General features: G+C 53.7%; 7 protein-coding genes and 1 pseudogene. 6 read left to right on the top strand and 2 right to left on the bottom strand.

Going from position 1 to position 12,559, the window contains the following annotated elements; genetic code table 11:
- Window positions 1-52 precede the first annotated feature (52 nt).
- The 5 genes from BLQ12_RS06970 to BLQ12_RS06950 all read left to right on the top strand — a co-directional run bounded on the left by BLQ12_RS06970 (window position 53) and on the right by BLQ12_RS06950 (window position 8,487).
- Window positions 53-2,317, top strand: coding sequence for an LVIVD repeat-containing protein (locus BLQ12_RS06970; protein WP_092209668.1), 2,265 nt, complete (start codon window positions 53-55; stop codon window positions 2,315-2,317).
- A 543-nt stretch (window positions 2,318-2,860) separates the two neighbouring features.
- Complete coding sequence (locus BLQ12_RS06965) at window positions 2,861-3,676, top strand: FadR/GntR family transcriptional regulator (protein ID WP_217640252.1); 816 nt, start codon at window positions 2,861-2,863, stop codon at window positions 3,674-3,676.
- A 46-nt stretch (window positions 3,677-3,722) separates the two neighbouring features.
- A complete protein-coding gene (gene betA / locus BLQ12_RS06960) occupies window positions 3,723-5,369 on the top strand; it encodes a choline dehydrogenase (RefSeq protein WP_092209666.1) in 1,647 nt (548 codons plus the stop codon).
- Between the two features lie 16 nt (window positions 5,370-5,385).
- On the top strand, window positions 5,386-6,861 hold the full coding sequence (gene betB / locus BLQ12_RS06955; RefSeq protein ID WP_092209664.1) for a betaine-aldehyde dehydrogenase: 1,476 nt from the start codon (window positions 5,386-5,388) through the stop codon (window positions 6,859-6,861).
- A gap of 747 nt (window positions 6,862-7,608) precedes the next feature.
- The gene (locus BLQ12_RS06950; protein ID WP_217640251.1) at window positions 7,609-8,487 is read left to right on the top strand and encodes an ABC transporter substrate-binding protein; all 879 of its coding nucleotides are present in this window, start codon (window positions 7,609-7,611) and stop codon (window positions 8,485-8,487) included.
- Between the two features lie 401 nt (window positions 8,488-8,888).
- Here the strand turns inward: BLQ12_RS06950 and BLQ12_RS06945 are convergent, their stop codons facing one another.
- Together BLQ12_RS06945 and BLQ12_RS06940 are read right to left on the bottom strand one after the other, a co-directional pair.
- Entirely contained in the window at window positions 8,889-10,037 is a 1,149-nt protein-coding gene (locus BLQ12_RS06945; RefSeq protein WP_092209660.1) for a YibE/F family protein, read from the bottom strand.
- A gap of 477 nt (window positions 10,038-10,514) precedes the next feature.
- Window positions 10,515-12,110, bottom strand: coding sequence for an alkaline phosphatase (locus tag BLQ12_RS06940; RefSeq protein WP_175469561.1), 1,596 nt, complete (start codon window positions 12,108-12,110; stop codon window positions 10,515-10,517).
- 242 nt (window positions 12,111-12,352) lie between these two features.
- Here BLQ12_RS06940 and BLQ12_RS27670 point away from each other — a divergent pair.
- Window positions 12,353-12,559 (top strand): annotated as a pseudogene (locus BLQ12_RS27670) (IS5/IS1182 family transposase); the annotation flags it as partial.

The following is a 12,559-nucleotide window of genomic DNA, read 5'->3' as shown; positions in this document are numbered from 1 at the left end:
GATTTCAACGCCATACACACCAAGAACCCGTTCCTGCACGGAGGAATTCTTCATGAGCTTAAAACACTGCCTCCTCGCCCTGGTCGTCCTCTGCGCTGTTACAGTCAATGCCGACGCGACCACCTCGTTGAGCGCCATCGCCAGATGGCCCTACACCCCTGTGGCCTCCTTTCTGAACCCATCGCCCAATGCCGTGGACTCCGGGGCCCACGTGAACTACACCGAGCCCCTTGTCATATGGTCTGTGGGGGATACCGTCTCCATCCTCACAAGCGACACCATGGCCCCGGTCAGTGCCTTCCGTGTGGAAACGAGCACCGTCATCCACGATATTCACTACGACTCAACCCCCGGAGCAGAGACCTTGTATGTCGCCGCCGGAAAGAGCGGCCTGCTCATCTACGACCTGTCGGGGCTTACCGGAGCGCCGTCAGCTGCGGCGTCGGTCCCCAGGGGGACCCTGAGCCAGGCCCCGGGCAACCCGGGCTCGCGGCTCATTTCTGAAACGCAGACCCAGGCCGTGCCGGAGATCGACGCCAGGGGCCTCGGGTATTATGACGGCTTTATTTTCCTTGCGGACATGAACTTCGGCATGCGGGTCATCAACGTCACCGATCCGGATGCCCCCGTGGAAGAGCCCCTGACAACCCAGACCGCCGACCGGATCTCCGGATACAAGCAGCCCGACATCAACGGCACTTACAAAACCACCGGCGGCTACACCAATGCCGCGGCCTGCCGCTACGACAGCAGGACCTATGCCCTGGTCCTCGACTATTACTACGGCATGCGGGTCTTTGATGTCACCGACCCCAAGGTCATCGCCGCCCCTGTGTCCAAAGACATGCGAAGCAACCTCCTGTACGGCTCCATCGCCCTGGTCACAGGACTCTTTGCAGCCGAAGCTCCGGACGGGCGCTTCTACGCCTACGTCACGGCCATGGATGCCTACGCCGAATACTCCGTGGCGTCCAAGCTCAAGGTCCTTGTCCCCGGAGCCACCCTCGGAGACAGCCCCATCGTCAACACAGGGCGGAGCCTCAGCCCGGGGGATGCCACGGGGATCACGGTCTCAAACCTCACCGGATTTCTTGCAGACGGGGACAAAGGCCTTCAGGTCATCGACTTTTCGGCCACTCCCGTGGATGGTGAGGTCCTTGACTACCCGATTATCGGCTCCTACGACACACACACCCGGGGGTCTTACAGCGTGGACCTTGTTGGGGATGACGCCTTCATGGCCGCTGCCGAAAACGGCCTGCAGAAAATCGATGTGGCCACCCCGTCCGCCCCGGCCCACACCCAGACCGTTCCTTCCCCGGTAAGCGGAGACGCGGTCTGGCATGAAGCCGACCATGTCTATCTCCTGGACGGCGACAGCGGTCTCTTCATTTTTAACGCCGCCGAGCCCTCTTCCCTTCTCCTGAAAGGCTTTTACGAAAATGGAGGCCCCGCGTACGATATCGCCGTATCCGGAAACGTCGCCTGCATCGCAGACGGCACCAGGGGGCTGACCCTTGTGGACGTGTCCACCAAATCCGCCCCCGTGCTGTTTTCCACCACAAGCACCTCCGACACCGCCACGGCCGTGGCGACCTTTGCCTCAGGGGCCAAAACGTACGCCTGCGTGGCCAACGGAGCCAGCCAGCCGTACCTGGTCATCGATATCACCACCCCGGCAACCCCCGGATCCCCCAGGGCCGCAACCACCGCAGGGTTTACACCGGGCGCGGCGAAAGACGTCGCCACCCTCGGCACCCATGCCTATTTTGCAGACGAACGGGGCCTTAAAATCGTGGACATCGCCAACCCTGAATCCCCTGCCGTTGTGGCGGAAAAAGACACCCCCGGAACCGCCGTGGCCGTGGCCGTCTTTGCCCAGGGTGGCAGGATCTATGCCCTCATCGCGGACCAGAGCCGGGGCATCATCATCGAAGACGTGACCAATCCCCTTGCCATTCCCGGAACCGTGGCCCTCATCCCGCCCCCGGATACCGGCACCTACAACCACCTGGACATCGAAAACCAGATAGCCTTTGCCACCGCAGGGGAAGGCGGACTCACCGCCTTTGACATCAGCAACCCCGAAGCCCCCAAAGCCGTTGCCTCCTACAGCACGAAAAGCAGCGCCGAGCAGACCTCGGCCTTTGTAAAGGACGGAACGCTGCACGGGGCCCTGGCCGAGAAATACAATGGGCTGGTCATAACCACCCTGAAAGAGACCACGCCCGAGGAACCTGCAGCCCCCATGGAGAGCCCCTCATCCTCTTCATCGAGCTGCTTCATCAACAGCGCCGACGATAACCGGTTATTCTAACCAGACCTGATTCCATTGCCTCCGCCGAATCGCTTTTATGCAAAAAAACGCAGCAAAAGCGTTTCGGTTACGAGGCAACAGGTGCCCCCCGCAACAACCCACTGCAATAACGATCATTCCGTTCAAACAAGTCATTTCCCCATAAAATATCCGGGTTAGCGGACAGTGTCCACGTGCCGTAGCTACTCCCCTCCCCCCCACGTGGGTTCGCGCAGGCAAAATCCTAAGCAACTTTTCCCGCCCACGGGTATGTGTTTTTATCTGTAAACCCTACCCCTTACAAATCATCCCCCGCCTTTCTTTCCTGACCCGGCCCAAATGGTACGCCCAATGCAACGTATGTTCCTACCAAACCCATCGCATACATGGTCTTTCTTTCCGCTTGATATGATTCACTTTAATTACAAATAAGCAAATCACAAACACTCAACACAGGATAAAATCCATTGACATCTCCCGGATTGAATGTGAGTATTGGCCATACCAAAAATAATGTTCACTTTTTTAACTGAGCAAATACAGATAGTTAATCTGGCAAATTCGATGGATATAGTAAAAACTATGGTAGTACCATTGCAGAAAAATCAGGATATGGCAGATAAACCGGTCTTTAAACCGGCACAGCCCGGCAGAGCTGTTGAAGATGTCTCTCTTCAGATTGAAGCCGCCATCATGGGTGGCGCATTCCGTCCCGGAGACAAGCTTCCGAGTGAAAGGGAACTTCAGGTTCATTTCGGAACAGGCCGCGGCGTTATAAGAGAAGCACTTCGTATTCTCAAACAAAAAGACCTTGTTGAAGTAAAGAAAGGGTCAAAAGGCGGCGCCTTTGTTAAAGAGGCGGATGTGGCAAATGCGAGCGCATCGCTGGCCCTTTTCTTAAAGCAGAAACAAATAGATCCTGAACAGCTCATCGTATTCCGGGAGAGCATCGACAAGACCATCACAATGCTCGCCATTGCACAGGGAAGCACCGAAGAAAAAAACCTGCTTTATGAAAAAAGCCTGGAGTTTACGTCGCTGGTTTCAGCTGAGGACGTAAACATGGATCATATAGGGGAGACAGACAGGGAGCTCAACACGCTTCTGGCACAGATGTCAAAAAACCCCCTTTTTGTATGGATCATGCAGGCGATCCAGCTTGGGTTTTCATCCTACGACTATGCCCTTTACGAAGAGGAGCACTACAGGAAATTAACCGTCAACAACTGGAGAGATACCGCAAGGGAGATCAAAAACGGTGAGATTATGAAGGCCCTTTCCTATATCGGGTATCACTACTCCCTTTTACGAAAATGCATCAACGATAAACATGGTGAGCCGTTGGGTAAAGAAATTCGGTTTCTCACCGTAGAGGAATAAGGTCAGGCTGATTACGGCCGGTTGATATTATTATTCTGGAGGATTTATGACCATTGAAAAATACGATTACGTTATAGTTGGCGGTGGTTCTGCCGGCAGTGTCCTTGCCAACCGACTCAGCGCCGATGCGTCAAATAAAGTGCTTGTGCTTGAAGCCGGAAGACCGGATTACAGGTGGGATTTCAGAATTCACATGCCTGCAGCACTCACCTATCCCCTTAAAAGCAGATTTTACAACTGGTATTACGAGTCCGACCCCGAGCCCCACATGAAAAACAGGCGGGTGTATCAGCCTCGGGGGAAGGTTCTGGGCGGTTCAAGCTGTATAAACGGCATGATCTATATTCGCGGCAATGCCTTGGATTATGAAAAATGGTCACAGGAGAAAGGGCTTGAAGCCTGGGACTATGCACACTGCCTTCCTTACTTTAAAAAGTATGAAACACGCCTTACGGGTGCCAACGCGTACCACGGGGCCGCGGGTCCTTTAAAAATAACAACCCCGGAATGTGACAATCCCCTTTTCAGGGCGTTTTTCAAGGCGGTTCAGGAAGCAGGCTACCCGTTGACGGAAGATGTCAACGGATATCAGCAGGAAGGGTTTTCAAAATTTGACCAGAACATCCACATGGGTCGCAGACACAACGCCGCCAGAGCCTATATCCACCCCGTAAAAAAGAAGAGAAAAAACCTCAAGATCCAGTGCCATGCCCACGCAACAAAAATTCTCTTTGAGGGTAAAAAAGCTGTTGGCGTGGAGTATCTTCACAAGGGAAAAAAGAGAGTGACGGTCTACGGCAGCGAAATCATATGCTGCGGAGGCGCAATAAACTCCCCGCAACTCCTACAGCTTTCGGGAATCGGTGACGGAAATCATCTGAAATCCCTTGGGATAGATGTGGTAAAGGATCTTAAAGGGGTCGGTGAGAACCTCCAGGATCACCTTGAACTGTATGTCCAGTATGCGTGTAAAAAACCTGTCAGCATGTTTCCTGCCCTGAAGTGGTACAGGCAGCCCCGTATCGGTGCCCAGTGGCTGTTTCAAAGAAAAGGCGCTGCGGCAACCAACCACTTTGAGGCAGGGGGTTTCATCCGGGGAAATGATGAGGTGGCCTATCCGAACCTTCAGTTCCATTTTCTCCCCATCGCTATCCGATATGACGGCTCCGCTCCCCTGGAAGGTCATGGATTCCAGCTCCATGTCGGCCCCATGAACTCGGATGTACGGGGTCATGTCAAGATCAAATCGAAAGATCCGAAAGAGTACCCCTCCATCTTGTTTAACTATCTTTCCACAGAGCAAGAGCAAAAAGAGTGGGTCGAGGCCATTAAAAAATCGAGGGAGATCATCGGTCAGCCCGGCTTTGACGAATTACGGGGAAAAGAACTGGCCCCCGGTGCCGAGGCTCAAAGTGATGAAGAGATTCTCGACTTTGTGAAACGTGAGGGGGAGAGCGCATACCACCCAAGCTGTACCTGCAAAATGGGCTACGATGACATGGCCGTTGTGGATGCGGAGCTCAAGGTCCACGGCGTCGAAAACCTGAGGGTGGTTGACGCATCGGTCATGCCCTTTGTCACCAATGGGAATATCTATGCCCCTGTCATGATGATCGCGGAAAAAGCGGCCGACTTGATCCTCGGGAAAAAGCCGGAGGCACCCTCCAAAACGCCATGGTACAGGCACAAATAACAGGGAGAGGTGTGTTTTGCTGAATAAAAAGATGTTTATCAATGGGGAATGGGTCGATTCGCTCTCCGGGAGAACCCGCAAAATCATAAACCCTTATAATTCAGAGGGGATTGCAGTTGTTGCCGAAGGGAATGCTTCGGACAGTAAAAAAGCCATCGCAGCGGCAAGACAAGCGTTTGATTTCGGGGTATGGCCCACCCTCACAGGCAGTGAAAGAGGCCGCTTTCTATCCAAAATTCGTGATCTTATCCTGAGAGACCATGAAGAACTCGCCATACTTGAGAGTCTCGATACAGGTAAAACGGTCGAGGAGAGTCGGTGGGACATGGATGGAATCGCCGATGTCTTCAAATACTATGCGTCTCTTGCCGACGAGAACCGGGGGGACATCATTGATTCGCCGATCCCTGACACATCCAGTGTGGTGGTTCGGGAGCCTGTCGGCGTCTGCGGCCAGATCTCTCCATGGAACTACCCCCTTCTTCAGGCGTCATGGAAAATGGCGCCTGCCCTTGCGGCAGGGTGTACCATCGTCATGAAACCAAGTGAGATCACACCTCTTACCACAGTGAAAATCACCGAGCTTGCCGAAGAAGCCGGTTTTCCCCCCGGGGTTGTAAACCTTGTCCTTGGTCCGGGAGAGGGTGTCGGCTCCGAGCTTGCGGAGTCCCCTGATGTTGACCTCATCTCGTTTACCGGGGGGATAGAGACAGGGAAAAAGATCATTCAGGCCGCAAGCTCAAATGTTAAAAAAATTGCACTGGAGCTTGGGGGCAAAAATCCCAATATTGTCTTTTCAGATGCAGACTTCGACACAGCCCTCGATTTTGCCATGAATGCCGTCTTCTTCCATGCCGGTCAAATCTGCTCTGCGGGTGCGCGACTGATGGTTGAGGCTTCCATCCACGACCGGTTTGTTTCCGAGCTTCAAAAACGAATGGAAAAAATTCAACTCGGCAACGGCTTTGATGCCAATACCCAGATGGGCCCCCTCATCTCCGAGGAACACAGATCCAAGATAGAAGACTACGTCGACCTGGCGAAGAAGGAGGGAGCAACCCTTGTCCTTGGAGGACGACGACCAGAAGCCCCTGAACTTGAAAACGGATTTTTCTACCTCCCCACTCTTTTTACTGGCTGTACATCACAGATGAGAATCATCCGGGAAGAGAGTTTCGGGCCGGTTATTACGGTTGAAAAATTTGAGGGCGAAGAAGAGGCACTGAGGCTTGCAAATGATACCGACCACGGACTGTCAGCAGGATTCTGGACCAACGACCCGGCAAGAATAGAACGAATGTCCAGGAAGTTGAGGTTCGGCACCGTCTGGGTAAACGACTTCAATGTCTATTTTGCACAAGCCCCATGGGGTGGCTACAAGCAGTCGGGAATGGGAAGGGAACTCGGCATGACCGGCCTTGAAGAGTATTGCGAATTGAAACATGTCTTCCAGAATTTCAACACCAAACCCGTCAACTGGTTTGGTAACTAAGGCTTCAAGAAAAAAAGCCTCCGGCGGCAAGGTGAGCCACCTTGAAAGCAGGTTGCGAATGCGCCTTTCCCCATGTCACGGCGAAGACGGATCGCTTGTCGCGCCATAGCCCATTGGGGCCTTAGTCATCGTTTCGGTCAGGACCATAAAAACCGCGAATTACCTTTGGTCGCCATACTACAGACGGAACATGTAATTCCGGGCATGGGTCTCCGGTCACTTGACGATACGAAAGGTGGCAAGTGCCGGCCAGCAAAACGCTACAACCAGCCCCTTTTCCCGGGCAGCCGGGGAAGACGAGGAGGTGCGAAGGGCATCACACTCTGTACCGTCTTTCCCGCGAAGGCGGGAACCCATGTTGGTTATGGGATACTGCCGGGCTTCATGATGCGGGTGGTGCGATATACGGGAAGGTGGCCTTAACGATGATCAAGGCCCCCATTGGCGTTGGTTGGATAGTGACGCATTGACATGGGCGTAGGCGGTTTCCTCGGGTCAAATCCCAGCGGCATCTTTCGTAAAAATTGTACATTTATTTTTTGCGACAGCCCTTATTAGCAGCACAAAAATATGACAAACAGGCTGTATTATGAATGACGGCCTGCCCCTATTGCGCTGTTTAAGAAATCTCAATTGAACAGCATATCGTAAACAAAATATTAGGAGATATTAATGTTAAGGCCGCATCAATGTAGACTCGCTGTTCTTTTTCTGATGATTTTTTCTTTTGTATCTGCAGGTTCAGCCATGGCGAAAAAAGAGGTCCGCTTTGTCAGCGTCAGCTGGACCGGAGTAACCGTCAAAACCGAACTTGGAGTAAAAATATGCGAAAGCCTGGGATATGAAGCTGAAAACACGATGGTTTCTGTCCCCATTGCATACAAGGCCCTGGAGATAAACGAAGCGGATGTTTTTCTCGGCAACTGGATGCCCTCCATGAAAACAATTGCCAACAAGTATTTCAGCAGGGGGCATGTCGTAAAATACGTGGCCAATATGCCCGGCGCGAAATACACCCTCGCCGCCCCGTCCTATGTGGTTGACGGAGGGCTGAAGGATTTTTCGGATATTGTAAAGTACGGAGAAAAACTTGGCTGGAAGATTTACGGCATTGAAGAGGGAAATGACGGGAACGCGGTCATTCAGGATATGATCGATAAAAATATGTTCGGCCTTGGGAAATTCGAAATTGTTCCTTCAAGCGAAGCCGGCATGCTGTCTCAGGTCCAATCGTTTTCCAGGGAGAAGAAGTGGGTTGTTTTTCTTGGATGGGCCCCCCATCACATGAACGAAATCATCGATATGAAATACCTAACGGGTTCAACTCCTGAGACCTTTGGTAAAAATGACGGCACCGCCGTTGTCTTCACAAATATCAGAAACGGTTTTGATAAAGAGAACCCAAACGTCTGTACCTTCATTAAAAATTTCAAATTCCCCGTATCGATGATGAACCAGATCATGACCATGCTCCACGACAACGAGAATTTGAAACCGGTGGATGCCGGCCTTGCCTGGGTGAAAAAACACCCCGAGGTCTACAAAACCTGGTTGAAGGGCGTCCAGACAGCAGACGGTGGCTCAGGCCTCGAAGCCTTTGAAACGTATCTTGCTTCTGTAAAATAGTCCCTGCCGGAAACGGGATGTGATTCTTGAAAGACCTCTTCGGAGTCAAAAAAACTGCCTCCGGCGGCAAGGTGTGCCACCTTGAAAGCTGGTTGCGAATGCGCTTTCCCCTTCGTTCCTCAGGGAAAATCACATTCGCCATTAATTCAGATTAAGCCGAGTCTGTTTTTTAAACCTGTTTATCAAACTTTTCAAAAGTTTGGCCCCCGGCAGGGCCGCCGGAGGCATCTTTAACCGGGCTGCCTACGGCGGCGAGGTGTGCCATCTCTGCAGGAGACGGGCTGAATCGTTACCCCGGATCTTACGTGGGGTTACGAATCAAAACAAAAAACGGAGAAAGGCCTTAAAAAAAGGTCTTTCTCCGTTTTTTGTCCGGTGTGCCGACGGCAATCACCGCACACTTACTTTTCCGCCGGCTGACGCACGCCCCAGGCTTCCCAGCTTGCATTCAGCAGCACACCGGCGATAACAGCGGTGACAGGCGCCACCATGACCAGGCCGATGCTGCCAATTAAAATCCTGAATATTTCAGCGGCCACAAGCTTCATGTTGACGATGCGGGTAAAGCTGGTGCCCTGGGAGACAAACACCATGAGCATGGTGAGGTACCCCCCCGAGTAGGCCAGAAGCAGGGTCGTTGCCATGGTGCCGATGACCATCCGCCCGACATTGAACCCGGAGGCGATGAGCTCACGCACCCCGATATCGGGCCGTTTGGTCTTAACTTCGCCCATGGACACGCTGACGTCCATGGCAATGTCCATGGCCGCTCCGGAGGCTCCCAGGAGCACGGCTGAATAGAAAATATGCTGCATGTTCAACCCGTACCCGCCCTGGACAAGCAACAGGGTGGAAAAGGGAGTGGTCATCCCCCCCAGATGGAGCCTGGCCCCGAAAAAAAGGGTCAACCCGAGGGTCACGCCCAGGCCGCAGACGGTCCCCAAAAATGCCGAGACCCCCTGGCGCGTAAAGCCGGACACGGTGAAGATGATCACCATGGAGAGCAGCACCAGCACCGCAAGGCTCAAGGGGAGAGGCGCGGCCCCCTCCAGAAGGTTGGGAATGTAATAACACCACAACACCCCTAGGGCCCCCAGAAACGAAAGCAGGGCCTTTACACCGATGAGCCGCGAATAGACCACCAGGGCCGCGGCAAAAACCGCAAAAAGAGCCAGCTCCCAGTGCTGGCGATACATGTTGATGGCCTTGGCATCGGTGATCTCCCCTTCCACCTCCTGCACGGCAAGGAGGATCCGGTCCCCCGGCACATAGATTTCATCCATGTCCAGCTGTCCGTTCAGATGGTTGATCGCCCTGACCTGCATGCCTTTCCACTTTCCGTCAACAATCACCACGGTGGCGGCCTGCACCCCGACGGCCCCGGCCCCGGCCCGGAGGATCTCGTCGTTTTCCACGGAAATGACCGTACCGGGCACTTCATGGACGTTGCCCTCCTCCCCGGCGTGCAACCAGCGCTGCCCCACCAGGCACACCACCGCCAGGATGATGAAAAGGAAAACCCATTCCATGTTTTTTTTCACGTCTCCCATGGTGTCTCCGTAGCCGCCCTCCTGTCATCAGGGGTGTCGGTGCTTAGCAACTGTAAAATCAAACAATTTAAATTGCCTCCGGCGGCTCTGCCGGGGACCAACCTATTAAAAAGGTTGCCAAACAGATTTTGGCCTTGGTCATCGTTTGGACCACCAGGGTGTTATGGATGACACCGTCCCAAAAGGCCGCCAGCCCGTAGGGTGCACTCTGTGCACCGTGTCCGGGGCACCCAAGGTTTTGATTTCACCGAGGTGTTCGAGGCATGATGGGCTTTGATTTTGGTGCACGGAGTGCACCCTACGAATCTGCACTTTGCAGGTCCCGGCCCAAACGATGATCAAGACCCAGATTTTTTTTTGTAAACGACGCTGAATGAGGATGCGATTTATCATAAAAAGATGGGCCAGAGGAGTGTTAAAAAAATCCCCTGGCCACCGGAAGTTGATTTTCAGATCAACGTATCCTTTTGGTGTTCCTTAGTTTTTCCCGGCAACGTTCTCGGTGTGGCCGTAGGGAATTTTGGAATACTTCTCGTTGGGACCGACGGTTTTTCCCAGAAGGGCCTTGGACGGAACGGCATCAAAGGAGGAGAGCTTGACCCCCATGATACCCGCCATGATTCGGGGAATGTCTGTGTTGTCCCTGAAGCCGTCGAACTGCTCGGCCTGGTACCCGACCGCGGACAGAGCGATAACCGAAGAGGTGTGGACATAGGAAGTCCAGCTGATGCGGGCACGCTCGGAGACCAGGTGAGCCACGGCGATCATGGTGGGTGTATACGCGTAGCCGTAGGTGGTTTGCTGCTCGGCTTTCAGGGTCTGATTCCGGTCCTCAACAGCCATAGCGGCTTTGAGCTTCTTGAGCTCACGGGCGTTGAGATCGGTCAGGCCGAAGTTGTCTGCCACGTAAGCCAAGTAGGCTTTCTGACGGCTCGCCACCTCAGGGTAATCCGTGATCATCTGGGGGTAAACATAGGTCAGAACATCCTCCACGGAGGCTTTCACTTTAAAGAGTTCGTCCAGCTTCAGGAAGTAGCCCTTGGAATCGAGGCTGATGCCCATGGCCATGCCACCGGTTTCGTGGTCGGCAGCCACAACGATGAGGGTCTCTTCCGGGTGCTTCTTGTAAAACGCGTACGCTTCGGCCAGGGCGGCATCCAGGGCCAGGGTGTCGTAAATGGTTCCGGCGGCGTCGTTGCAGTGGGCAGCATAGTCGATGCGACCCCCTTCAACCATCAGGAAGAAGGGCTTCTCCTGGGCGGTTAAGGTCTCAATGCCCTTTGCGGTCAGCTCGGAAAGCGCAGGCATGGCGTTTTCTTTCTGCGTGCTGAAGCGACGATCGATTTCCATTCCCAGGGCGCTGTATGACAGCGGGGCCAGGACTTTCTCCCCTTTTTTCGGCTCATAGGCACGGAAGGCATCACGCGCCTTGTCTCCAATGAAGGTGGTGTAGCCCTTGGTTTTGAACTCGGCCACCAGATCCCGGCCGTCCTTGCGCTTGGACTTGAGGCCGTCGGCATTGCCCTTGGCCACAAAGTGACGGAAGCCGCCACCTGCCAGGTAGTCAAAATTGGCGTTCAGCTGGTCAACGGCGATCTCGTTTTCATTGCCACGGCTCATGTTGTGGGCGGAAAACGATGCGGGGGTGGCATGGGTGATGCGGGTCGTGGTGGCAAGGCCCACCGCATAGCCGGCGTCACGGGCGGCCTCTGCAATGGTTTTGACGTTGGTGCCGTCGGGGAGCTTGCCCACCAGGCCGTTGGTGGTTTTAAACCCCGTGGCCAGGGCGGTACCGCCGGCAGCGGAATCGGTGACCAGGGTGTTGTCGGAGTGGGTGGTTACCAGGGCCGAGGTGTCCAGGCTGTTCATCAGCAGCCGGGCATCGGGATTTTTGGTTTCCATCTTGTAGAAATACTGAGCGGACTGGCGCTGGGCAGGGCCCATGCCGTCACCGATAAAGTAAAACACATACTTGGGGGCCCCTGCTGCAACTGCTGCTGTGGCCATCAGGACCAGACCGGCGGACAGCACCATGGTGCGGACCGCCTTTTTACCACGTCGATAGAATGTCATGCATTTCTCCATTATGTAGGGTGTTTCGGATAACTGCCGACTGCTGGCTTGCACCGCAACAGCCGGCGTGCTTTCTCAACTTTATATCGTCAGTTTTTCATTGCAATCATTGTTATATAGAGGTTGCTGAATAATATCTATTCCACTGAAAATAGCTACGAAACGTGATATGTTTTGTGCCTGAACTGCAATGATAACAGGCTGGTTTTTGAAAAAGCCTTGCACTTTGAGGTTAAAAATTTATGTACAGGCACAATGGGAAGCAACTTGTTTTAGAATTTGAGCTACCTTTTGGCGGCAGATTGTCCCCAGACAACCGCTGGGTAAAATTGGGTCATCTGATTCCCTGGGATGAATTTGAAAATGAGTACCATGGAAAGCTAACTCAATCCGGTCAAGGCCCCCCAGCAATATCAGCACGAATGGCTCTTGCTACGCTCATTATTAAG

The sequence above is a fragment of the Desulfoluna spongiiphila genome (assembly GCF_900101345.1).
Classification (GTDB): Bacteria; Desulfobacterota; Desulfobacteria; order Desulfobacterales; family Desulfolunaceae; genus Desulfoluna; species Desulfoluna spongiiphila.
Note: the sequence above shows the minus strand (reverse complement) of the source record. Positions and strands in the feature narration are given on the sequence as shown.

Bases quoted from the DNA above. Each gene is read 5' to 3' on its own strand.
- BLQ12_RS06945 (WP_092209660.1), bottom strand. From the start codon at position 10,037: ATGGGAGACGTGAAAAAAAACATGGAATGGGTTTTCCTTTTCATCATC.
- BLQ12_RS06940 (WP_175469561.1), bottom strand. From the start codon at position 12,110: ATGACATTCTATCGACGTGGTAAAAAGGCGGTCCGCACCATGGTGCTG.
- BLQ12_RS06970 (WP_092209668.1), top strand. From the start codon at position 53: ATGAGCTTAAAACACTGCCTCCTCGCCCTGGTCGTCCTCTGCGCTGTT.
- BLQ12_RS06965 (WP_217640252.1), top strand. From the start codon at position 2,861: ATGGATATAGTAAAAACTATGGTAGTACCATTGCAGAAAAATCAGGAT.
- betA (WP_092209666.1), top strand. From the start codon at position 3,723: ATGACCATTGAAAAATACGATTACGTTATAGTTGGCGGTGGTTCTGCC.
- BLQ12_RS06950 (WP_217640251.1), top strand. From the start codon at position 7,609: ATGGCGAAAAAAGAGGTCCGCTTTGTCAGCGTCAGCTGGACCGGAGTA.